This window comes from Variovorax sp. 278MFTsu5.1 (genome assembly GCF_048305045.1).
Classification (GTDB): domain Bacteria; phylum Pseudomonadota; class Gammaproteobacteria; order Burkholderiales; family Burkholderiaceae_C; genus Variovorax; species Variovorax guangxiensis.
Genome location: NZ_CP157622.1, coordinates 4,912,584 through 4,935,172, shown reverse-complemented (window position 1 = coordinate 4,935,172; position 22,589 = coordinate 4,912,584). Strand labels below are relative to the sequence as shown.

The following is a 22,589-nucleotide window of genomic DNA, read 5'->3' as shown; positions in this document are numbered from 1 at the left end:
ACCTGCCGGCCCCTATAGTGTTGGCAACCCGGAGCGCGCCGGCTCATCAAGATCGCCGGCCGCTTCGACGAAGTCGACACGAGACACATGAAGAAGAGACTTGGCATTCCCCTGTTCGTGATCTGTTCTTTCCTGGCGGGCTGCACATCGGCATCTGACCTGGATCGAAAGGCAGACCGCACGCAAAGCCCCTCCGCGGATGCACGCTGGCTGACGCTGATCGTGAAGGCTGCGGATGGTGTGGAGCCCCAGCCCGTCACGCTGCGGTACGCATCTGAGAAATGCAAGGAAGCGACGCGCTACGGCGTGGGTGGCCAGTCGCAGAGCGGCACTGCCATGATGCGAGCCTTGAGTTTCGAGAAGGTCGATCTCGTCAGGGAGACTGCGGGTGACGCCTACAAGGCGCGCTTCGCCATCGATGCAGGAGGTGCTTGCCAGTGGAAACTGGCATCGCTGGAAACTTCATTCAAGTACCGCAGCAACCATCGGCTGGTCAAAGGCAGGGAAGTGATCTCGCATGGAAACGAGTTCAACTTCAGGAGCGCGAAGGATGCCATTCGCACCCCGAACGTGAAGGCGGAGTTCGCGTACTTCCCTGTGATCTTTGTGAAGCACGATCCTTCGAAGAATGAACTTCGGCTGCGGCCCAAGTCACTCTTCTTTCCGCCGAACCTCGATCCCTCGGCATCTGGAACCATGACCCTGGAAGTGAGAGTTGTCGAAGACATGGCCATGACGGTTCGCGCCGACCCTCAGGGAAGCCACCGCTATCTGGTGACCTACCCCGACGGTGCGACGGGGACGAGTCCATACCTCGATACGGTAGGTGTGGAGGATGAGCGGATGCAATGCCTGCTTTCTGCAGGCAAGAAGTCCTGCGCCGAGTACAGCCCTCGCAGGAGATGACGGGAGCATGCGCGACACCTTTCCGAGAGCCGCTGCTGCAGCGGTCGCGCAACGCTCCTGTTGCCGGATCTCGACGACGGTGTTAGCCTCCGCTCCCCAAAGATTTACAACCATCGCGTGCGGTACCAGCCAATAGCACGAGAGACCATGAAGCAATTCCCGATCACGCAAGACGCATCGACGACCCGCAATGCAGCGGTGGATGCGCTGCGCACATATTTCGCTGAATCGCTTTCCTAGAGCCTTTCCCCCGGAGGCTCGGCCTCCTGAGTTTCACAAGACCCGGTAGGCCCAAGCCACCGGGTTTTTTGTTTTTCCGCCTGCTCAACTGGAGATGTGGACATGACCTTCGAACGAGAACTTGCCTTCGCCGCACTTGCTGCCGGCGCAGCGCTGTGCGCGTTCTCCGTGGAGTCGCTCGTGTAGAGCTTCCAGGCCCCTGTGTGCCTGGAGGTCCATCCTTCAGGCAATAAAAGCCTGCCGGGTGGTCCACCCGGCAGGCTTTTTTCTTGTCCGCATCGCGGGCACCCGAGTCTGGCGCGCGCGCCGACAACCCCGCCGACTGCTTCGCCTGGCCAGCGGATCGGATCGGTCTATCACTCTCAAACTGGAGAAAACCATGATGAACAAGGTTCATGTGAATGTCGGAACCATCGGTCATGTCGACCATGGCAAGACGACTCTGACGGCTGCTCTTACCTTCGTGCAGGCCGCACGCATCGGCGGCCGTGCGCTGTCCTACGGGCAGATCGACAACGCGAAGGAAGAGCGCGAACGCGGCATCACGATCAACGCCTCGCACGTCGAGTACGAGTCGGACATCCGCCACTACGCGCACATCGACTGCCCCGGACACGCCGACTACATCAAGAACATGATCACCGGCGCCTCGCAGATGGACGGTGCGATCCTGCTGGTGGACGGTACCGAAGGCGCCGCGCGGCAGACCATCGAGCATGTGCTGCTGGCGCGCCAGGTGAACGTCGGCCACATGGTGGTGTTCGTGAACAAGATGGACCTCGTCGCCGAGACCGACCGTGCCGACATCGAGCAGCTGATCGAAATGGAGATCGGCGCGCTGCTGGCTGCACACGGCTACGACGAAGCCCGCTTCGTCTTCGGCAGTGCGCTGAAGGCCCTGGCCGCCGCCGAACGCGGCGAGCTCGAGGGGCCTGACGTGCGGTGCATCGTTGAGCTCGTCGACGCGCTGGACTCGCGCATTCCCGATCCGATGCGCGACTACGACGGGCCGTTCATGATGCCCGTCGAAGGCGTGCACACCATCACGGGCCGCGGCACCGTGGTCAGCGGTCGTGTCGAGCGCGGCGTGATCCGCGTCGGCGACAGCCTGGAGATCGTCGGGCTCAGCTCGGAAGGCGACGAGCAGGTGATCGTCACCGGCGTGCAGTCCTTCCACAAGGACGTTGCCGAGGCGCGGGCCGGCATGAACGTCGGGTTGCTGCTGCGCGGGGTCAAGCGTGACGATGTCGTGCGAGGCCAGGTCGTGGTGAAGCCCGGTGCGCTGAAGCCATACCGGACGGGGCGTGCCCAGATCTTCGTTCTCAGCAAGGAAGAAGGTGGCCGCCACACTCCGTTCGGCTCCGGCTACCAGCCGCAGTTCTTCTTCGGCACGACCGACGTTACGGGTGTCATCCGCGTCGACACCGAGAGCGGTGTGGTCGAGCCGGGTGCCCAGGCACAGATCGGCTTCGAGCTGAACAAGCCCGTGGCCATCGAGAACGGCATGCGATTCGCGATGCGCGAGGGCGGCAAGACCGTTGGCGCCGGCATCGTGACCGAGGTGCTCGGCTGAAAGGCTGACGCCGCTTTTGCCCCTGCCGTCTGCCTGTCAGACGGCGGGGGCATTTTTCCTCTCGCCCGCTGTCAGCCTAGCTGCTCGGCAAGCCCGACGATGATGCCCTCGGGCCCGCGAATGTATGCGAGCCGGTACGACTCCCCGTACTGCATCTGGCCGATGATTTCCGCGCCATGGGCCTGCATCCGGGTAACGACGGCATCGATGTCGTCCACGCCGAACATGATGCGGCGAAGGCCCAGCGTGTTCACCGGCGCATTCACGGGGCCGAACCGCACCGCATCCGGCGTGTGGAACTTGTCCAGCTCGATTCCTTGCCCATCCGGGGTCCGGAGCATCGCAAGGGTGGCGCGAACGTCTCCAAGCCCTATGAGGCTGCCAACGGAAGGCCCTTCGACCGTGGTCTGGCCCTCGAGCTCGAGACCGAGTTCGACGAAGAATGCCTTCACCGCTTCCAGGTCGTCGACAACGATCAGGATGTTGTCCATTCGCTTGACTGCCATGTCTCCCACTCCCTTCATCGATCAGGTGGAGTTCGCGAGCAGTGCCTTGGCCCGCGCCAGCAATTCCTTGGTCGCCTTCTTGGCCGGGCGGCGTTCCGCGATCTTTGTGGCGAGCCGTTCGACGATGGGACGATGCTCCATGCCGATGGCGATCTCCAGCAGTTCTTCCTGGTGCGGGTGGATCGCCGTGTAGTCCCTGTCGACTTCGGTGCATCGCGACACGGCTTCATCGAACAGTTGCGCAAAGCGCTCCGGCTCTTGCCGGGCGTTCAGCAGCAGCTGGTAGAAGGCCCACTCGACCATGTGCCTGTCGTTCGAAAGTCCGTTTCCGGCCCAATCGAAGGCGATGGCCTGGCGCAGCAATGGTTCCGCGGTCTCGATCTCCGCTGCGCGGTTGAACGCGATGCCCGCCCGCACGAGATGGTTCATCGCCTGATTGGGCCTGGACTGATCCGCGCGATGCTCGGCATCGGCTCTTTCGGCTGCAAGGCAGAAGAGCAGGGCTGCCTCCGCGTGGAATTGCCTGTCCTGGCGGTGATGAGCGCGGGTGGCCACATCGAACGCGGAGAAAGGCGCGCCGGCTTTCTCCTTCATCAGGTCGCGCGCCGCGTCGCGGTCGAAGTTCGGCAGGTTCATTGGTGGATGAAAAGCGAAGAGCGAGTTGTGTGGTGGCCGTGCGGGGCTGCCGATGGCCGAACGGAAACTACATGACGTGAATGTCGTTCAACCGCACCGTCAGCCCATCCGGGCCTTCTTCGATGTAGAAGGTCGCGGTGAGGTCGGAGGCATATCCGTCGATGTTCAGGTCGTACCATATCTCGCCGATGCTGCCATGGCCGTCATCCTGCCAGCGCGTGACTTCCTTTCGCTGGTGGATGTCGGTGGGTTCGCCGTTCAGCGTGACCTTCTGGCCGGCGCTGCATTCGCCGTACGACTTGATGACCTGCCGGATCAGTTCCGGCGTCCATTGCATCGATGGCTCCTGCGCGGTGAATCCGAAGGCTGCCGCGTAGTCTTCGGCTTCCAGGAGCCTTGCCCATTCGTCTGCGAACTTGATGAGGTCTTCATCGGAAGCGGAGATTGGTAGGTTAGCCATGGCTGCGAGTGCGAGGTTATGAAGTCCTGAGTTGTTGGCCGATTGTTGTCCATCAGAGGGCGGACAGGGTGCTCGCTCTCGCCCCTTCGCCCGGGAAATCTGCTCTCGGCTTGCGAGGTCTAAACTGTCGCTCCGCTTTTTGCAGGAGACGATCCCATGTCCCGATTGCTTGTGCGCAGCTTCGGTGTTTCGCTGGACGGCTTCGCGGCCGGCCCCGATCAGAGCCTGGAGCACCCACTGGGTGTCCGCGGTCCCGAACTCATGGACTGGTTCTTTCCCACCCGCGTCTGGCAGCAGATGCAGAAGACGGGCGAGGCCAATGGCGAGACCGGCATCGACAACGAGATCGCCGAGCAGGGCTTCGCCGAGATGGGCGCCTGGATCCTCGGGCGCAACATGTTCGGCCCGGTGCGCGGCCCCTGGCCCGACGAAAGCTGGAAGGGCTGGTGGGGCGACGAGCCTCCGTACCACGTGCCCGTATTCGTGCTGACCCACCATCCCCGTGCATCGTTGACGATGAAGGGCGGTACCACCTTCCACTTCGTCACCGGCGGCATCCACGATGCGCTGACGCAGGCGCGGGCCGCCGCGGGCGGGCGCGATGTGCGCGTGGGAGGCGGCGTGGCCACCGTGCGCGAATACCTGAAGGCAGGGCTGATCGACGAACTGCACCTTGCAGTGCGACCGGTACTGCTTGGCAAGGGCGAGGCACTGTTCGCGGGCCTGGATCTGCCGGCGCTGGGCTACCGCTGCGAACGGCAGGTGGCGGGCGAGCGCGCCACGCACATGTTCCTGAGCCGCGTCGCGCCCTGATACGTTATCGGCTCAGGCTGCCTGCTGATTCTCCCGCGCGGACTTCGGCGCCTCGCTTCGCGCCAGCCACAGCCCGCTCGCGATGATCAATGCGCCGCCGCCCAGCGTCCAGGTGTCAGGCGCGGTCTGCCAGAACAACCAGTCGATCAAGAGCGCCCATGCGAGCGCGCTGTATTCGAAGGGGGCGATGGCGGCGGCCTGGCCATGGCGGAAGGCCTCGGCGATGGCCAGCTGGCCCAGGAAGCCACTCATGGCCAGGCCGGCGAGCACCCACGTGTGCTGGGGCTGGATCGGCACCCACTGCGGCGCCGACAGCAGGCCTCCGCCCACGGCCATGCCGATCGTCGTCCAGAAGACCAGCGCGGCGCTCGGCTCGGTACGGCTGATGAGCCGGCCCAGCATGTTCGACAGGGCATAGCAGACCGCGGCCACGAGGATCGCCAGCGCACCCGTCGAAAGGAAGGCTCCCTGCTCGGGCCGCAGCGCGATCACCACGCCTGTGAAGCCCAGCCCGATGGCGATCCAGTGCCGCGGCAGTATCGATTCGCCCAGCATCGGCACCGCGATGAGCACCATCAGCAGCGGCGCGATGAAGGTGAGCGTGTAGGCCTCTGCCAGGCCCAGGGTCTTCAGGCCATGGACGAAGAGCACGAGCATCGTCATGTTCAGCACGGCGCGCAGAAGATGCAGGCGCCAGCGCAGCTTGCGGTTGAAAACGCCGCCCATCTCGCGCCGCCAGGCGATGTACATGCACACCAGAGGCAGGGCGGTGAGGCCGCGCAGCGCCATCACCTGCAGCGGCGGATAGTGCCCCGCCAGGGTCTTGAGCATGGCGTCCATGCAGGCAAAGAAGGCGCAGGCCAGCAGCATTGCGGCGATGCCGCGCAGGGTTCCGGTCGGTTGCATGGGGTTGTCTCCCGGCGGTGGCCGGATGTGGAGGCTCAGCGAGGGCCGAGCACGATGTCCGACTGCAGGGCGTACTCGACGCCCTCAAGACTTCAGCAACTCAGAGGCCGATCAGAGTCCCTCGACAACCCGCAGATCCCGCTCGGCGCCATCACCCAGCGCAGCAAGCGCCGCCTGGTATTCAGGGCTGTCATGCGTGGCCGTGGCCTGCTCGATGCTGTCGAATTCGATCAGAACGGTGCGCTCCGACAGGCCGTACTCGTAGACCTTCGTGGGCAGGCCGCGTGCCAGGAAGCGGCCCCCGCCTGCGGTGATTGCCGGGGCTGCCAGCTTTGCGTATGCCGCGAGCTTGTCGGCGTTCTTGATGGCGCGGTATGCGCTGACCCAGTAGGCTTTTGCCATGTCGGCTTCTCTCGTCTTGGTTGGGAGCGGGCAATATAGCTTGCCTGTTTGCCCTCCGCTTGAAAGGGCCGTTGCGAGAGAGCGGGCGTGGCTGCCTGCAGACTTCTCAGCAGAGCGCTGAACTCCCCGTGCGAACCACGGCGACCGGCGCGCCCTCGTCGCGCCACATCAGCAGTCCTCGCTGCATTGCCTCCCGCACGGCCTGCGTGCGCGAACGCACGCCGAGCTTGCGGTACATGCTCTTCACCTGCGCCTCGATGGTGTTGATGGAGCGATGCGTCGCATCCGCGATCTGGCGGTTGGTCGAGCCGCCCGCGATCATGCACAGCACCTTGAGCTCGCGCGACGACAGCGGGGTGGCGGGGGCGTCGGACGCTGGTTCGCATCGGGCCGCCGAAGACGCGATGGCGCCAAGGATGCCCTGCGCGGCGCGGGCCGCGGCCGGTGCGTCGCCCGTCTCGATGGAGCGCAGCAGGAACGCCAGCTGAACTTCGCTGGCCTGGGTGAACAGTTCGCACAGGGCGCCGGCCACCGCCATGGCGTGGGCGGAGTGGCCTGGGTGCATGGGCACGGCGATTTCCTCTGGGGCGTGGAGGGACTGCATCATGAAAAGTGGTGGAAGGCTGCACTGGCCTGCGGCTGGCGGATCGTTGTCCTGTCCGTGGCGCCGGAGAGCGAAGTCGATGGTATTAATCGCCTTGCCCTCGCGCACCTGCTTTCGGGGCGCAGATGTGCTGCGCATCACATTCCGGTGCAAAGAGTCTCGCAGCCCCCGAACAGGCTCCAGCAGCGCATCGGTTCGAATGCTGGTCAGGCGGCCGGCGCCTGGAAAGCCCCCGCTGCGGGAGCCGTACTGTTTAACGCGGCGTGCTGCACCATCTCACGCAACTGGCGCCCGTGCGCGAGGGCGGCTACGACAAGCGCATCTCGCAATCGATGATCGCCTCGTACTCGGGCCTGTCGCGCGAGGTGGTCAACAAGACCATGCGCGACATGGAGCAGCGCGGCCTGCTGCGTCGCGATGCGCAGCGGTGCATGTCATGCATACATTTGCGCAGCCTGCCTGAGCGGATCGGATGCACGGCCTCCCATGTTTGTGTGTTCCCTCGAAGCGGCCTTGGGAAGCACCATTCGATGATGTACCTACATCCCCTGATGGCGAGTCTGCCGCTGGCGGAGCGCACCAAGCTCGGCGAGTCCACCCGCCTGCATTCCTACAAGCGCAACGAAGTCGTGTTGGCCGCCGGCGATTCGACCGACCAGATCTACTGCGTGGCGAGCGGCTTGCTGCGCGTGGTTTCGTTGAACCAGCGCGGCGACACGGAGATGACCACGGAGTTCATCGGACCCAACGACTTCTTCTTCCATCTGTCGATGCAGGAAGACAGCTACTGCTCGAAGAAGACGCTGGTTGCCGCACTGCCTTCGTCGGTGTACCTGATTCCGGTCGGGGAGATGCGCAGCCTCTGCAAGAGACATCCGGAAGTGGCGCTCGGCCTGCTGGGCCTTGCGATGAAGCGCATGAGCACGCTGCGGGGGCAGGTCCACCGCATCTCCGTGCACACGGCCGAAGACTCGGTGCTTCGCGTGCTGCAGCAGCTCACGCGGCTCGCCCCGGCGGGCGAGCAAGGCTATGACAAGCGCATCACCCAATCGGTGATCGCCTCTTATTCGGGACTGTCGCGCGAGGTGGTCAACAAGACCATGCGCGACTTCGAACTGCGTGGCCTGGTGCGCCGCGACGATGACGGCGTGCACGTCGCCAACGATTTCGCGACGACCGACTTCGCCTGAAGGAAAGCCCGGCGTTCGCATTCGCCGCCGGGCGCACGTTTTCAATCCTTGCCGGGTTCGGCTTCGCGCCGCGTGCGTGGCAGGTCGAAGAATTCCGGCGGCAGCATCGGGTCGTGCTGCCGCGGCTCGACCGAAGACAGGTTCTGCTCCAGCGGCAGCAGGCCGCCGAAGTCGGTTGCGGCGAAGTCGGGCTGCACATGCACGCCGTGCTCGTCGCGCCGCACGAGGCCGCGGCTCTCCATGTCGCGCATGGTCTTGTTGACCACCTCGCGCGACAGTCCCGAATAAGAGGCGATCACCGATTGGGTGATGCGCTTGTCGTAGCCGCCAGTGCCAGCGGGCGCCAGCAGCGTGAGCTGGTGCAGCACGCGCCCCACCAGGTCCTCGGCCGAGAGCGCGGAGATGCGGCGCAGCTGGCTGCGGATGACGCTCATGCGTTTCATCGCAAGCCCGAGCAGGCCGATGGCCACTTCGGGGTGCGCGCCGCAGATGCGGCGGATGGCGGCCACGGGCACCAGGTAGACGGCCGAAGGCAGCGCGGCGACCAGCGTCTGCATGGCCTGGTAGCGGTCTTCGGTGAATGAGGGGCTCAGGAAGAAGTCGTCCTGGCGGATGAAATCGGTGGTGACGTCGCTGGCCTGCGCGCTGCCCCTGCCGTGGGCGACGACACGCAGCAGCCCGCTGGCCACGCAATAGATGCGGTCGGTCCAGGTGTCGGCCTCCAGCACGATCTCGTTGCGCCTGAATGAGCGCAGCTCGCAGCTCTGGACGAGCGCCGCTCGCTCCGCCGGCGGCACGTTGGTGATGAGGGGATGCAGGTACATGGTTCGCGCGAATGCCCGGCCCGGAGGCGGGCGGAAAAAGCCCCGGCAGGGCGCGCAGCGCACCGGCCGGGGCAAGGGGGCGACGCTCAGCGGGCCGAGGCGATCGTCGACACGGCGGAGTTGCCCACCGCGGTCGCCGTCACCTGGTTGCCTGCCGCGCGCAGCGTGCTGCCGGCGGCCGCACCGGTCACGCCCACGCCGTAGTTCACGGCGGTGGCGGTCGCGGTGATGGCGCCGCTGTTGGTCTGGTAGTTGCCCACCGCGACCGTCGGACGGTTGGCCGCCGTGGCAGCCACGGTCACCGCGTTGGTGGCCGAGTTGCCGTAGGCCTGCGCGGCGACGGTGTTGTTCGTCAGCGCGGCGGTGCCGTTCGTGATGCCGGGCGCCGTGCCGGCGGTCACGCCGTTGAGCGCGACCTGGTACGTGCCGCTCGCGCTGGCCGTCACGTTACCCGTGTTGCCCTGCGTGTTGAGCAATGCCGCCGTGGCCTGCGTGGCCTGCATCGCGCCGCCGGCCGAGCTGCCCGCGACCGGCGATGCCGCGGCGTAGCCGCTGCCTGCCGACACGTTCAGCGCGTTGCTGGCTGCGTTGCCGCGTGCCAGCGCCGTGGTGCTGTTGCCGTCGATGGTGATGCCGCTGTTCAGCGCCGCGGCCGTTGCCGGCGAGGTGCCTTCGAGCTTGAACGTGGCGGACGTCGAGGCGTTGGCCGACACGGCCGCGCTGCTGGTCTGCGTGTTGTTCAGGCCAGCGTTCGCGCCCAGCACCGCCGCGCCGTTGAGCGCCACGCTGTTGTCGGCACGGTTGGCCGAGGCTTCGGCGGTCGTGCTGTTGCCGCTGATGGTCGCCGTGCTGTTGGCCAGGCCCGTCGTGGCCGAGGCCGTCTGGTCCTGGTTGTACAGGCGCGTCGTCGCGGTGCTGCTCACAGAGGTGGTGGCCGACTGCGCGTTGTTCAGCACGTTGTCACCCGTGGCGGTGCCGGCCACCAGCTGCGCGTTGGCGGTGGCGCCGGCCGGCGTCACGTTGGAGGCCTTCACGCTCAGCGTGTTGGTGACATCGTTGATCACGCCCAGCGACACGTTCTTGTTGCGCGACAGGTCCACCGACGAGGCCGAGACCGCGCCCGGTGCATACAGCTCCAGGTCGGAAGCCGCCGAGACGGCCGCGTTGCCCGACTGCGCCGACGACAGGGCCGTGGTGTTCGACACGTTGGTGCCGCTCAGGCTCAGGCTGTTGGTGGCCGTGTTCGCCACGGCGCTGCCGCGCTGGCTGTTGTCGGACACGCTCAGCGTCGAGCCGGAGATGGCCGCGCCGGCGGTCGCGTCGATGGCGTAGGTGCCGTAGACGCTGGTCGAAAGCGTCGCGCCGCCCGTGACCTGCTGCAGGTTCGATACCGTGTGGTCGGCCTGCGCACCGGTCGCACCGAGCGCAAGGCTGCCCGCGCTGGCCGTGGTCGCGGCACCGCCCGAGGCGATGGTGTTGCCGGTGACCGAGGCGCTGTTGGTGGCGCTGTTGCCGGTGACGGCGGCGCTGCTGCTGTTGCCGTTGACCGCGAGCTGCGAACCCGTGACGTTGCCTCCCACCGCGACAGTGACGCCACCCTGGTTCGGGATGGCGGCGACGGCCGACGTGCCGGGGATGGTGGCGCCGAACGGGACCGACTGTGCGTTGCGCAGGTTGTCGTAGGTGGCGGTGGTCACCGTGCCCAGGATGCTCGCCGGTGCCGTGAGCAGGCCGGTGTTCGCGCCGGTGCCGACCGTCCAACCGTTCGAGGTCAGGTAGGCGATCTCCTGCGAAGTCAGGCTCGACTGAAGTACGCCCAGCGTGCCGCTGGTGATGGTCGTGTTGCCGCCGAGTGTGCTGCCGCCAAGGGCATCGGGGTCCAGCACATGAGCGCTGTACGTGAACGGCGTGGCAGGCGACGCAGGCGTGCCCGGCGTGCCGGCCTGGCCCGCGAGTGCCTGCACCGAAGCGCTGCTGTTCTGTACGTTCTGCACCGCGCTGGAGGTCGACAGGCCGTTGCCCGCGAGCGTCAGGCCGTTGGCGGCGCTGTTGGCCGTTGCGGCCGCGCTGGCGCCGTTGCCGTTCGATGCCACGCTGGAGCCCGTCACGTCGCCGCCGATCCGGGTGCGGATCTGCGAAGCGGTCGCGCCCGGGGCGTCTTCGGAGCGCAGGGAGGCAGTGAGGCTGCCCGAGGCGTTCTGCACGCTCTGCACGCTGAAGGCCGCATCGGCGATGGCCGTGCCGCCGTTGCTCACGGCGCGCGGCTGTGCGCTGACGGTGGCCAGCGTGTTGCCCGACACGTCGAGGGTGTTGCCGCTCGCGCGGTTGCCGTAGGCCAGTGCCTGCAACTGGTTGCCCGAAGTCGCGACCGTGGATGCGGCCACGTCGTCCTCGATGGCCGTGTTCACCACGTTGCCGCCCGAGGCGGTCGCCGTGACGACCGAGCCGGCGGCGTTCTGCACGCTGGTGAGGTTGCCCACCGATGCCGCGCCGGCCACGGTGGCTCCGGTGCCCAGCGCCAGCTTGGCGGCGTTGGTTGCGTCGTTGCCGTAGGCGGCGGCGACGAAGGCGTTGCCCTGGTTCGACACGCTGCTGCGGGTGACGTTGCCTTCGATCAGCACTGCCTGCGCGCCCACGGGCAGGAAGCCCGTGGCGTCGGCCACCGCGCTCACGGCGCCGGCGGCGGTCTGGTTGCTCAGCAGGCCGTAGGCCGCGGTGACACCGGCCGAGCCGGCTGCGGGCACAGCGACCGAGGCGGGCGCCTCGGAGGGAGCCACGGTGGCGCTGTTGGCCGTCACGTTCAGGCTGTTGGCCGCCGAGTTGCCGTAGGCCACGGCGCGCTGCAGGTTGTTGGTGAGCGCCACGGTGCTGTCGGTGGCGTGCGTGCCGAGGTAGGCCGCGGCGGTGGAGCCTGCGAGCAGGGCGCCGACCGGCGAGCCGCCGTCGGTCACCTGCACGTTGGCCACGCCCGCGCCCGAGCCCACGGTGGTGCCGGTCAGCGACAGCGCATTGCCTGCGCTGTTGCTCAGGGCCACCGCTTCCTGCGTGTTGCCGCCCACGGTGAAGCTGCTGCCGTGGATGGTGTCGCCGCCGGTGCCGCGCGAGTCGCCCATCAGGCCGACGACGGAACCCACCGTCTGCGCCGAGACCGGTGCCGAGTAATTGCCCTGCAGGTTCGTCACGGTGGCCGCGCCGGATGCGGTGACGTTGCCATCGGGCAGGCTGCCGCCCGACAGCACGGCGGTGGAACCCGAAAGCGGCAGCGTGTTGGCCGCGAGCGCGAGGCTCTGGCTGGCGTTGTTGCCATAGGCGGTGGCGGCCGAGCGGTTGCCCGTGACCGAGACGGCGCTGGCGTTGTTGGTGCCATCCTCGGAGCCGGTCATCGCGCCGATGACGCCCAGGCTCGAGAGGGCGCTCACGCCGCCGTTGTAGTTGCTCTGCTGGTTGGCCAGCGCGGCGGTCGCGGTGAACGCGGCGGCATCCTTGCCGCTGAGGATCGCGTTCGACGCTGCGTTGCCGGTGGCCGAGGCGGTGGCAGCGTTGTTCGCTACGGTGACCGCGCCGCCGTCCACCGACTGCACGGCGGCGATGACGCCCGAACCCTGCGTGGCGGCGGAGAGCGACACGCCCACGTTGCCCTGGCTGCTCGACACGGCGAGGTCGGCCGCGAGCGTGCTCGACAGGCTGCCGCCGTTGTAGGCGCCGGTGTTGGCCGTCGCGCCGCCCGAGCCTGAGACCGACACGCCGTCGGCCAGCACGATGCGGTTGCCGGCCGTGCCGGCGGTGGCGCCGAGGGCTTCATTGCCCGTGGCGGCGCTGGAGATGGTGTTGCCCTGGACCGAGAGCGAGCCCTTCAGCGTATTGGTGTCGCCTGTGGCGTTGCCGCCGATGGAGGCGATCACACCGTCGCCGTTGGCCGAAGCCGAGTGCGTGACCGGCGTGGCCGACTGGTTCACCTGCTGGTTGGAGACGACGGCCGAGCCGGTGAAGGCCGGCGCGCCGCCCGACTGCACGCTGATGGTGCTGTTGGCGGTGTTGCCCTTGAGCGTGGCGGATACCGTGTTGCCGTCGAGCGCCGGTGCGGCGGCAACGCTGTTTTCGCCGTCGGCGGTCAGCGTGAGCGTCACCGTGTTGCCGCTGGCCGAGGCGGAGGAAGCCCCGCCGGTGCCCTGCTGCACCGAGGTCGCGACCAGGCTGCCGTGCGCCGCGCTGCTGGAGCCGGCAGGCGAGTAGCTCAGCGTCACCGAGCCGGGGCTGGTCGAGGCGTAGTCCACCGGCACCGTGCCGGAGATGGTCGACGAGCCGCTGTTGATGGTGGTGCTCGCCGAGATGGTGTTGGCGGTGTTGGCCGCGCCGCCGCCGGAGAAGCCGTCGAGATCGACCTTCACCGTGTTGCCGGTGGCGCTGCTGGAGACCACGCCGCTGTTGGTCTGCACGCCGAGCGAGGCCGCACCTTCGGCGGGCACCGGGCCGGTGCCGCCCGCGAGCGACAGGTCGACAGCGTTGGTGAACGCATTGGCCGTGGCGCCGGCCTTCACGCTGTTCTGCGTGACGGTGTTGCTGCCGCCGGTCTGCGGGCCTGCGGTGGTGACGTCGATGATGCTGCCGGCAGCCGTGGCCGTCACGGGCTGCGTCTTGTCCTGCACCGACTGCACGCTCTGGTAGGCCGTGGTGTTGACCGCCACCGTGGGAATGGTGGAGACCGTCGTGTCGGCTGCCTGCGCGCCGCCGGCCACGAGCGTGGCCAGCACGGCCAGGCCGATGCTGCTGAGCGGCGCGCCGTTGGCGCGGCCGCGCGGGTTCTTGCGGTTCTTCTGCATGGTTCTTCCTTTGATGAATCTGGAAAAAAGACTGGGTTCGATGAAAAGCGAAATGACGGACGTCGCGTCGTCCTGGGATTGAAGACTTCGTGGTGCCTCTCGGTGACTTACTTCCCTCCGGTTGCGTTCTCCTCACGGACCGGACGGGCCGGCCCACCCCTCCCCGCGCCCTGGACGCGGAGCTTGGCGATCTCCTGCAGGCCGGGGCCGTCGCGGTGGATCGACGTGTCGGCCTTGTCTGGACGCCATGTGACGCTGATGCCGCCGGGCGCGAGGCCGCGCGATGCGAGTGCGGTGGTGACCACGCCGATGCGCTGGTCGGTGAGCATGTCGCGCTTGCCGGCGTCCCAGTTCTCGGTGTCGCGCGCGACCAGCACCACCTCGGTGGGGGCCTTGGCCGCCGACGCGGCGATCTGGTCGATGAGGTTCAGCGTGCCGCCGGTGAGCGCCGCGGCGCCGAACTCGAAGGGAATCTGCAGGCTGGAGCCGGTGAGGCTCGCGCCCGTCTGGCTGGCCGCGTTGACGGCCTCGCCCTGCTGCACCGGCGCGCCGGAGGCGTCGACGAGGGGGTTGGGCACCTTGCGCATCTGCTCGGCGGGCGTGAGGCCCAGCTCGCCGGTCATGCGCATGCCCAGGCACGGGTTCGGGTCGACCTTCGACACCGCCGCCACCAGGCGCACCACGCCTTCCTCGAGCGCCGCGCGCACGCCCATCTGCACCGGCTCCTGGCCCTTGGCGCCGACGTCGATGTCGTAGAGCTTGCTGCCGAAGAAGCGGAAGACGTTGAAGCCGACCTCGTAGCCGTTGAACTGCTTCGTCAGGCTGATGGTCTTCACGATCATCAGCGTCTTGGTGTCGACTATGCGCAGGTCGATGCCTACCGACTGGCTGAAGGTGCGCGCCTTCACGCCCACCTGGTTCACGCCGATCTCGGCGCCGCCGGAGTTGATGTTGTAGTTGAGCTCGGTGATGCCGCCGACGATGAAGTAGTCGGACTTGTTGATCGAGCCGCCGAAGTACGGCAGCCATGGAACCGTCTGGCCGCCGTTCGGGCCCGCGAGTTGATGGGTGCGGCCGTCGCCGAGCTGGCGGCGGTCGGCATAGCCGAGTTCGCGCTCGGCGATCACCGGGTCGAAGCGCTCGGCCACCTGCACCGCGCCGCCGAGCTTGCCCAGCGCCGAATACACCATGAGCGCGCCGCCCTGCGTGATGGCGTTGCCTTCGTTGATGCTGTACTTGCCGGTGTAGTCCTTCACGTCGCCCACGGTGATGACGATGGGCGGGCGCTGCGTTGCGGTCATCGCGGACGCCACGTGATCGCCGAAGCAGGCGAGCACCGCCTCCATGGGCGTGACGTTCTCGCGCACGGCGGGGCCGAGCACCACGGGCGCTTCCTTCGGCGCCATCTGCTGCTGCGGCGCGACGACGCAGCCGGCCAGGCTCATGACGGCTGCGGCTGCAACCAGTCCGCGCGATGCGGCTTTTTTTCCGAGCGGCAACGCGCGGATCGACTTGAATGCGGTCATTCCTTTTTCTTCCCTGTCGGTTGGGTGGTCAGTTGAGTGCGCCGAAGGCGCAGGCCGTGCTGCCGCTGATGCTTGCGCTCTGGCTGCCGGTGTTGGTCTGGTTGGAGTTCAGGGCCTGGCTCGACCAGCCCTGCACGTTGCTGGTGGTGGAGCCGATCACCGCGGAGCCCACGGCGCCGCTGTTGGCCTGGCCCGTGCTCACCGTGCCGGTGCCGCCGACGCCCGTGCTCGAGTTGCCGGTGGAGTTGGCCGACGCGCCGCTGGTGCCGGGCGAGTTGGCGGTGGTGCTGTTGGTGCCCTGGTTGCCCTGCGCGGTCGAGGTGACGTCGCAGTTGTATTGCTTGCCGATGTAGTTGTTGGTCGTGTAGTTGGCCGCGCCGTACGAGCCGGCCTTCTTGCGCTGGATCATGTCCTGCACCGCCGCCTGGTTGGCCTTGTCGGCGGAGGTCTGGAACTGCCAGGCGCTGTTCTCGCCGACGTTGTTGGCAGAGGCGCACGCGGCCGCGACGGCGAGCAGCATGCACAGCGCGGCGCGTGCGGCGTTCGAGGAAAGAGAGCGCGCGGCGAAGGAGGGCGACGCGCCGCTGGGGGCCAGGGCAAATTGGATTGGCATGGGAGTCCTGCGTAGGGAAATGGGAAAGACGGGAACCGGGTGTGAACGCCTGAAGCTCATGCGCGCATCGCCCGTTGCACGGGTTGGGGAAAGCCGGGCCATGCGAGCAGCTCGCCGCCCTCGTCGGTTGCTTCGTTGCGCGATGGCGAAGCCGCCCCGGGCGCGTGCAATGCAGCTTCGAGCGCGCGGTACTGCGCGGCGGCGATGAGGTCGTGCTCGCTGGCCTCGGGGTCCTGCGGGCCGCACTCCTGCATGAGTTCCAGCACGGCGCGCTGCATCTGCAGCAGGTCGGTGCTCAGGCGCGCGAGGCGCAGCTGCATGTCGGCGGGAATGCTCATGGCCTGCCTCCGTCGCGGCCGATGCCGTAGCCCTGCAGCCATTGCGCGCCGGCGTGCGATGCGATGTGCACGTCGTCGTCGCGCTCCACGCCGTCGACCACCACGTGCGGCGCGAAGTGCGCGCACATCGCGAGCATTCCGCGCAGGCATTCCCGGCCGAACTCGTTGTCGCGCGCGCGGCGCAGCAGGGCGGCGTCGAGCTTCACGATGTCGGGCCCGCAGGCCTGCACGGCCGCGAGGTTGTCGGTGCCGCTGCCGAAGTCGCGGATGGCGATGCGGCAGCCGCGCAGCTGCAGCTGCACGCAGAAGTCGTGCGCCGCCTCGAGGTCGGGCAGCGCGGCGCTGTCCGCGATCTCGATCACGAGCCGCGAGGCCAGCGCGGGCTCCCTGTCGAGCACCGCGAGCAGCGAGGCCCACCAGTGGTCGACCTGGATGCCCTGCGCCGAGATGCTCACGCCGATATGCGCCGAAGGCTGCAGCCGCAGCGCGGCCACGGCGCGTCGCATCACGGTGCGATCGAAGGCGCGCGTGAGCCCCAGTCGCTGCAGGCAGGGCATGAACACTTCGGGCAGGAGCGAGGCCGCTTCGCCGTGGCTCGGCGCGATGCGCGCACGGCCGGCGCGGTAGAGAGTGGTCGCCACGCTGCCCGGGTGCACCACCGGTTGCCACGAGAACGAGAGGTCTTCGGCGCGCAGTGCTTCGCTCACGCGCACGGCGACGTCCATGTCGGCGCGGTAGAGCTGGCGCCAGCCGTCGGCTCGGCTCTCGCGCGAGTCGGGGAAGGGCTGCGCGGTCCACAGAGTGAGCTCGATCTCGGAGGCGCCGAGCTGCTGCGGCGAGCGCACGTCGATCCAGTCGGCATGCAGCTGCACCAGCGCGGCGATGCCGCCGGCCCGCACGGGCTCGGCGCCGAGCACCGCGAGCAGCGTCTCGATGGGGCGGGAGGCATGCGGCGCGTCACCTCGATCGCGCATGCCGTGAGCCGCGCAATCGAATGCCTCGTTCTCCCACAGCAGGAAGCAGTCGTCACGCAGCCGGGCCATGTCGGACGAGGGCAGCGAGATGAAGTTGGCGCGCAGCCGGCGCTGCACTTCGAGGCTCGTGGCGGACGCGAAGTCCTGCCCGTAGGCCTCGACCAGATGCGGCAGGTTCGCGATGAACACGAAGGCGCAGGCCCTGCGAGCGGCGATGCGTTCCGCAGCCGCGGTGGAGTTCCGGGCCACGGGCTCGGCATGCGGGCCATGTGCGCCGTGAACGCGGCTTCCTGCGGGCGTGCGCTGCGCCCAGGCGGCGGGCCGGTGCGTGCCTGCAGGCCAGGCGGGCGGTGATGAGAGAGCGGCCATTTGCGTCCTCGATCGAATTTCTTTTGCTCGAACCCGGTGAAGAGAGAAGAAAGAGGCCGCGCTTCTTGCGGCAGCACTTCTCCATCCCGCGCCGCGGCGCAGGATCAAGACGGAAGACAGGAAATCACCGGACGAGCGAAGGCATCACGCGACACGCACCCCTTCGAGGAGTGCCGGCGATCGGCTATCGGGTCACGGGAGAGAGGGCGTGCGGTTCGCGCGAGAACTTCGGCGCGGCACGCGGGAACGGCTAGGTGTACGGCATGGACGTGGCCTTCGGCTCAGCGGGGCCACGCGTTCGTGCGGCGGACCCGCGAACCGCATTCAGCGGCTCGTACGTTCGGTGGAACGAGGGTCTGCAGGCCATCACGTGCAAGCTCCGTAGGACAGTTGTGAAACAAAATGAATACTACGGATTGCAGTAGGAGGCCGCATTCGCTTTCGGACGGCGAATGTGTGCCAGTTCACATTTGTCAACATGACCACCGGAGATCGCAGTCTCTGGGTGGAAGCGGGCTTTGGAAGGCGGGTCCGGCCTGTCCTCGGGAACGTGCCCGGCACTCGCATGCAGAATGCCGGGCACCGATCTTCCAAACCTTCTCTTCACACCGACCGATGGAACATTCCGAGCGAGAAGAGCCAGGCAGGGCGCCGACACCCGCATCGGCGGAAGCCATGCTGCTGTATCTGTTCGATCTCGCCGGCGTTGCCGTGTTCGCGGTCAGCGGCGTGCTGGCCGCAGGCCGCGCGGGACTCGACTGGCTGGGCGTGCTGGTGATCGCCTCCGTCACCGCGGTGGGGGGCGGAACCCTGCGCGACCTGCTGCTCAACCGCCATCCGGTGTTCTGGATCAGTGACGTGCGCCATGTCTACGTGATCCTCGCGGCGACCGTGGCGAGCATCGCGTGGGTGCACTTCATACCGATACCGGAGCACGCGCTGGCATTGGCCGATGCGCTGGGACTGGGGCTCTTCGCGATCACCGGGGCGCAGATCGCCGAAGAGCGGCGGCTGCCGGCGGTCATCGTGACACTGGTCGGCACCATGACCGGTGCAGCCGGCGGCCTGATGCGCGATGTGTTCACCGCGCATGTTCCGCTGCTGCTGAGCAGCGGCATCTATGGTTCTGCCGCCATCGCGGGCATCGCCGCCTATCTGCTGCTCCAGGCCGCGGGAGCGAGCAGGCGCTGGGCCTTCCATGCGGGCGTGGTGCTGATCGTGGCGCTGCGCGTGGGTGGCATCTACGGCGGCTGGCACCTGCCGCTGCTGCAACTGCCGGCCTAGGGATTCCTGTTCACGAGAGCCGCGGCCTTGCAGGGCTCCTGAGCAGGCTCACCACGCTCCCCGCCAGGGCAGCCAGCGCCGCCATCGTGAGCCCCAGGTGCACGGCACTGTGCGAAGGCAGTACCCCGAACACCAGGCTCATCGCCAGGCTTCCGAGCGTCAGCCCGGTGAGCCGCGCGGTTCCTTGCGCTCCGCCGGCCGCGCCGCTGCGTTCCTTGGGCGCCGAGAGCAGCATGTTCTGGTTGTTGGGCGTCTGGAAGAGGCCGAAGCCGAAGCCGGCGAGGCTGGTGAAGAGCGCGATCGGAAAGGCCGGGTCGCCGTGTATGGGCCACAGCGCGCACAGCGCCAGCCCGGTTGCGAGAAACGCGCTTCCCGCCGCGCAGAGCCATGCGCTCGGCACCCGCTGCGCGAGGCGTGCCGACAGCGGCGCGGCCAGCATCACCGCCAATGGCCACGGCGTCATCAGCAGGCCGGTGGCAGTTGTGTTCTGGCCGAGTTCGTGCTGGATGTAGAAGGGCAGTGCCACGTAGCTCGCCATCTGGCCGGTGAAGCAGCAGACCGAAGCGATGACGGAGATGCGGAACGAGTGCACGCGCAGCAGGTCGAGCGGGACCAGCGGCGCCTTCTTCGCCATCTCGCGGCGCACCAGCAGGACCATCGAGACGATCGCCACGCCGAGCAGCGCGCCGCCGTGCGGCAGGCTCGACGGCAGCCGGTCGCTGCCGAGCACGAAGGCGGCGAACATGATCGCGTTGAGCGCGATGCTCCAGAGGTCGATGCTGTCCTTCGTCGACTCGGGGCGCGGCAGCTTCGTGCAAGCGGCGAGCACGAGGAGGCCGATGGGCAGGTTCACCGCGAAGAGCCACGGCCAGCTCGCCGCTGAAAGAATGAATGCGCCGATGGAAGGCCCTGCCGCCGTGGCGCCCGCAATGGCGAGTGCGTTCCAGCCTATCGCGCTCGCCAGCAGCCGGCGTGGATAGGTGAAGCGCAGCAGCGCCAGGCCGAGCGGCATCACTGCCGCCGCGCCCAGCCCTTGCAGGCATCGCGCGGCGACCAGCCATGGCAGCGATGGAGAAAGCGCGCACAGCACCGACGCCGCGGTGAACAGCGCGACGCCGCCGGCGAACACTCGGTGATAGCCGAGTCGCGCGCCGACGGCGGAAGCAGGCAGCAGGAACATCACGACCGCGAGCTGGTACGCCGTGATGATCCAGACCGCATCGGCAGGCGTCGCCTGCAGTTGCCGGGAGATGCTCGGCAGCGCCACGTTGGCGATCGCGCCGTCGAGCACCACCAGGGTGCCCGCGCCGAGGATGGCGGCGACGGCCGCGATGCGCCGGGGCATCGGCAGGCCGTCGGCATCGTTCGCTGCCTCGGTCCCGATGGAAGAAGTGCTGGAGCGGAGTGAAGGTGAGAGAAGCATGGGAGTGGCCTTGATGGAAGACGCTCGATTGCGTCGGCCCAGAATAGGTCGCGAAGACGCGCCGGCCCAGAGCGTGGCGCGCAGGTTGTTCCTGCATGCGGCGCCTGCCTGGATCCGCGCGCCTGTGCTAGCGTCGGGCATGCAAGACGCCGATCTCAACCTGCTGACCGCGTTGAACGCACTGCTTTCAGAAGGCAACGTGGCGAAGGCCGCCGAGCGCATGGGCCTGAGCGAATCGGCCATGAGCCGCACGCTGGCGCGGCTGCGGGAGGTCACAGGCGATCAACTGCTGGTGCGCGCCGGGCGCGGGATGGTGCCCACGCCGCATGCGCTGGCGCTGCGCGATCGCGTGAGAGACCTGGTGCAGGAGTCGCACGCGGTCCTGCAACCCGCCGACGCGAGCCTGGACCCGCGCACGCTGCAGCGCCTCTTCACCATACGGGCCAACGACGGCTTCATCGAGGCCTTCGCGCATGTGCTGGTGGCCCGTGTCGCGAAGGAGGCGCCCGGCGTTCGCCTGCGCTTCGCGCCCAAGCCCGACAAGGACGTGCGCCCGCTGCGCGAAGGCCTGATCGATCTCGACGTCGGCGTGCTGGGCGATTCGGCGGGGCCGGAGGTGCGCGTCCAGGCGCTCTATCGGGACCGCTTCATCGCCGCGGTGCGCGAAGGCCACCCGCTGCTGGCCGAGGCCGGGATCACGCCCGAGCGCTATGCCGCCTGCGACCACGTGGTCATGTCGCGCCACGGCCGCAAGGAAGGGCCGGCGGACGTGGCTCTCGCGGCGATGGGGCTGGCGCGCAACGTCGCGGTCACGGTGCCGAGCTTCGGTGCTGCCTTGTCGATCGCGGCGGCGACCGATCTCGTGGCCTTGGTACCAGCCTCGTATCTCGAGCGACTGAGGGCTCAGAGCAGGTTGCGCTCGTTCCCGCTGCCCATGCGCACGGAGCAGATCACCATCTCGCAGATGTGGCATCCGCGCATGGACCGCGATCCCGCGCACCGATGGCTGCGCGGCGTGGTGCTGGAGCTGTGCCGGGGCCTTGCGGAAGGCGAGACCTAGTCCGCAGCGGGCTCGCTCGTCGCACCGGGCGCCGACTGCGCCAGGTGCCTACCCACCGTCGACAGCAGCCCGCGCAGCCAGCGATGCGCGCCCTGGTGCTGCGAGCGCTCGTGCCACAGCTGGTAGAAGCGCATGCGCGGAAATCCTTCGGGCGCGGGCAGGTTCACCACCGGCAGGCTGCGCGTGAACTGCTCGGCGAAGTGGCGCGCGGTGGTGAAGACGAGGTCGCTCTCGGCCACGAGGTAGGGGGCCATTGCGTAGTAGGGCACGAAGACGCGCGCGTCGCGGGTCTGCCTGAGCCCGGCGAGGTGGCTGTCGACGACCGCGCGGTGCGACTTGGCGAAGGGCGTGGGCACGACATGGGCGGCCGCCAGGTAGCGCTGCAGCGTCATCGCGCCCGGCGCGGCCAGCGGATTGGTCGGGCTCATCATGCAGACCAGGTCGTCCTCGATCAGCAGCGACAGGTGCATGCGCTCCGGCGGCAGCGGCCAGTTGCCGATGACGATGTCGAGCTCGCCCTGCGCCAGCGCGCGCTCGTAGTCGTAGCCGGGAGTGAGGGGGTGGATCAGCAGGCGTGCCTGCGGCGCCTCGGCGCGGAAGCGCGCCACCGCCTCGGCCATGAAGCTCGCGGCCAGGTAGTCCGGCGTGGCGATGGTGAAGGTCATGGTGCTGGAGCCGGGCTCGAAGCGCTCGGGGCCGGCCAGCATGCGGTCGATTTCTCCGAGCACCTCGCGCGCGCTGTCGCGCAGCTGCAGCGCGCGGGCGGTGGGCACCATGCCGCCGCGCTCGCGCACCAGGATCGGATCGCCGAAGGCGTCGCGCAGGCGCCGCAGGGCCGCGCTGACGGCCGGCTGCGTCTGGTTCATGCGGACAGCCGCGCGAGAAACGCTGCGCTCGGCCACCAGCACCGCCAGCACGCGCAGCAGATGGATGTCGACAAGGTCCTGGCTTCTCGTCATGTGTCTAGGGGTTCGACCGGATGGCGCACCCTCGCGGGGCGCGACCTATCGCTCTGGTTTATGCCGCATATTCCGCGCGCCGTGCGCGCGGCGGGACCATTGTGCCTACAGTGCCCCGGCAGGCGGCGTTCCTTCTCGGCGATGGAGCCGATCGCGAAGCCCC

At 68.0% G+C, this 22,589-nt stretch carries 20 protein-coding genes and 1 pseudogene; 7 read left to right on the top strand and 14 right to left on the bottom strand.

All coding sequences use genetic code 11. From position 1 onward, the window contains the following. Positions 1–87: 87 nt before the first annotated feature. Together ABL844_RS22930 and ABL844_RS22925 are read left to right on the top strand one after the other, a co-directional pair. Positions 88–906: a hypothetical protein gene (locus ABL844_RS22930; protein ID WP_418129042.1), complete on the top strand. Its 819-nt coding sequence runs from the start codon at positions 88–90 to the stop codon at positions 904–906. 619 nt (positions 907–1,525) lie between these two features. Next, a complete protein-coding gene (locus tag ABL844_RS22925) occupies positions 1,526–2,719 on the top strand; it encodes an elongation factor Tu (protein ID WP_418129040.1) in 1,194 nt (397 codons plus the stop codon). Positions 2,720–2,790: 71 nt separating this feature from the next. Here the strand turns inward: ABL844_RS22925 and ABL844_RS22920 are convergent, their stop codons facing one another. The 3 genes from ABL844_RS22920 to ABL844_RS22910 all read right to left on the bottom strand — a co-directional run bounded on the left by ABL844_RS22920 (position 2,791) and on the right by ABL844_RS22910 (position 4,321). Next, entirely contained in the window at positions 2,791–3,225 is a 435-nt protein-coding gene (locus tag ABL844_RS22920) for a VOC family protein (RefSeq protein WP_369661373.1), read from the bottom strand. Between the two features lie 21 nt (positions 3,226–3,246). Beyond that, positions 3,247–3,861 (bottom strand): hypothetical protein, encoded by a 615-nt coding sequence (locus tag ABL844_RS22915; RefSeq protein WP_418129038.1) that lies wholly within the window; start codon positions 3,859–3,861, stop codon positions 3,247–3,249. 67 nt (positions 3,862–3,928) lie between these two features. Next, entirely contained in the window at positions 3,929–4,321 is a 393-nt protein-coding gene (locus ABL844_RS22910; RefSeq protein WP_418129037.1) for a DUF7668 domain-containing protein, read from the bottom strand. A gap of 156 nt (positions 4,322–4,477) precedes the next feature. On the opposite strand from ABL844_RS22910, the gene ABL844_RS22905 reads away from it, so the two are divergent. Next, positions 4,478–5,134, top strand: coding sequence for a dihydrofolate reductase family protein (locus ABL844_RS22905; RefSeq protein WP_418121887.1), 657 nt, complete (start codon positions 4,478–4,480; stop codon positions 5,132–5,134). Between the two features lie 12 nt (positions 5,135–5,146). Here the strand turns inward: ABL844_RS22905 and ABL844_RS22900 are convergent, their stop codons facing one another. The 3 genes from ABL844_RS22900 to ABL844_RS22890 form a co-directional block, all read right to left on the bottom strand. Next, entirely contained in the window at positions 5,147–6,040 is an 894-nt protein-coding gene (locus ABL844_RS22900; RefSeq protein ID WP_418129036.1) for a DMT family transporter, read from the bottom strand. A 111-nt stretch (positions 6,041–6,151) separates the two neighbouring features. Further along, positions 6,152–6,442 (bottom strand): DUF1330 domain-containing protein, encoded by a 291-nt coding sequence (locus ABL844_RS22895; RefSeq protein ID WP_126024439.1) that lies wholly within the window; start codon positions 6,440–6,442, stop codon positions 6,152–6,154. A 106-nt stretch (positions 6,443–6,548) separates the two neighbouring features. After that, positions 6,549–7,007 carry a response regulator transcription factor gene (locus ABL844_RS22890; RefSeq protein ID WP_418131940.1) on the bottom strand — a complete coding sequence of 153 codons (459 nt, stop codon included), beginning with the start codon at positions 7,005–7,007 and terminating at the stop codon, positions 6,549–6,551. 302 nt (positions 7,008–7,309) lie between these two features. Here ABL844_RS22890 and ABL844_RS22885 point away from each other — a divergent pair. Next, positions 7,310–7,465 (top strand): annotated as a pseudogene (locus ABL844_RS22885) (helix-turn-helix domain-containing protein); the annotation flags it as partial. 12 nt (positions 7,466–7,477) lie between these two features. After that, positions 7,478–8,236, top strand: coding sequence for a Crp/Fnr family transcriptional regulator (locus ABL844_RS22880; protein ID WP_418131939.1), 759 nt, complete (start codon positions 7,478–7,480; stop codon positions 8,234–8,236). Positions 8,237–8,277: 41 nt separating this feature from the next. Here ABL844_RS22880 and ABL844_RS22875 read toward each other — a convergent pair whose 3' ends face one another. The 6 genes from ABL844_RS22875 to ABL844_RS22850 all read right to left on the bottom strand — a co-directional run bounded on the left by ABL844_RS22875 (position 8,278) and on the right by ABL844_RS22850 (position 17,700). Continuing rightward, positions 8,278–9,060, bottom strand: a complete 783-nt coding sequence (locus ABL844_RS22875) for a Crp/Fnr family transcriptional regulator (protein WP_126024442.1) — start codon at positions 9,058–9,060, stop codon at positions 8,278–8,280. A gap of 86 nt (positions 9,061–9,146) precedes the next feature. Further along, positions 9,147–13,880: a beta strand repeat-containing protein gene (locus tag ABL844_RS22870; RefSeq protein WP_418129035.1), complete on the bottom strand. Its 4,734-nt coding sequence runs from the start codon at positions 13,878–13,880 to the stop codon at positions 9,147–9,149. Between the two features lie 107 nt (positions 13,881–13,987). Then, entirely contained in the window at positions 13,988–15,406 is a 1,419-nt protein-coding gene (locus tag ABL844_RS22865; RefSeq protein WP_418129033.1) for a CsgG/HfaB family protein, read from the bottom strand. A gap of 28 nt (positions 15,407–15,434) precedes the next feature. Next, a complete protein-coding gene (locus ABL844_RS22860; RefSeq protein WP_418129032.1) occupies positions 15,435–16,019 on the bottom strand; it encodes a hypothetical protein in 585 nt (194 codons plus the stop codon). 56 nt (positions 16,020–16,075) lie between these two features. After that, complete coding sequence (locus ABL844_RS22855; protein WP_418129031.1) at positions 16,076–16,357, bottom strand: hypothetical protein; 282 nt, start codon at positions 16,355–16,357, stop codon at positions 16,076–16,078. Then, positions 16,354–17,700 carry an EAL domain-containing protein gene (locus tag ABL844_RS22850; RefSeq protein WP_418129030.1) on the bottom strand — a complete coding sequence of 449 codons (1,347 nt, stop codon included), beginning with the start codon at positions 17,698–17,700 and terminating at the stop codon, positions 16,354–16,356. Before ABL844_RS22850 ends, ABL844_RS22855 begins: the two co-directional genes overlap by 4 nt. A 675-nt stretch (positions 17,701–18,375) precedes the next feature. Between ABL844_RS22850 and ABL844_RS22845 the strand changes: the two genes are divergently transcribed. Next, positions 18,376–18,984 (top strand): trimeric intracellular cation channel family protein, encoded by a 609-nt coding sequence (locus tag ABL844_RS22845; RefSeq protein ID WP_126024448.1) that lies wholly within the window; start codon positions 18,376–18,378, stop codon positions 18,982–18,984. A gap of 10 nt (positions 18,985–18,994) precedes the next feature. On the opposite strand, the gene ABL844_RS22840 is transcribed toward ABL844_RS22845, so the two are convergent. After that, positions 18,995–20,407: an MFS transporter gene (locus tag ABL844_RS22840; protein WP_418129028.1), complete on the bottom strand. Its 1,413-nt coding sequence runs from the start codon at positions 20,405–20,407 to the stop codon at positions 18,995–18,997. Positions 20,408–20,546: 139 nt separating this feature from the next. Between ABL844_RS22840 and ABL844_RS22835 the strand changes: the two genes are divergently transcribed. After that, complete coding sequence (locus tag ABL844_RS22835) at positions 20,547–21,467, top strand: LysR family transcriptional regulator (protein WP_418129027.1); 921 nt, start codon at positions 20,547–20,549, stop codon at positions 21,465–21,467. On the opposite strand, the gene ABL844_RS22830 is transcribed toward ABL844_RS22835, so the two are convergent. Further along, a complete protein-coding gene (locus tag ABL844_RS22830) occupies positions 21,464–22,426 on the bottom strand; it encodes a LysR substrate-binding domain-containing protein (protein WP_126024451.1) in 963 nt (320 codons plus the stop codon). The two genes, ABL844_RS22835 and ABL844_RS22830, sit on opposite strands and share 4 nt — an antisense overlap. Positions 22,427–22,589 lie beyond the last annotated feature (163 nt).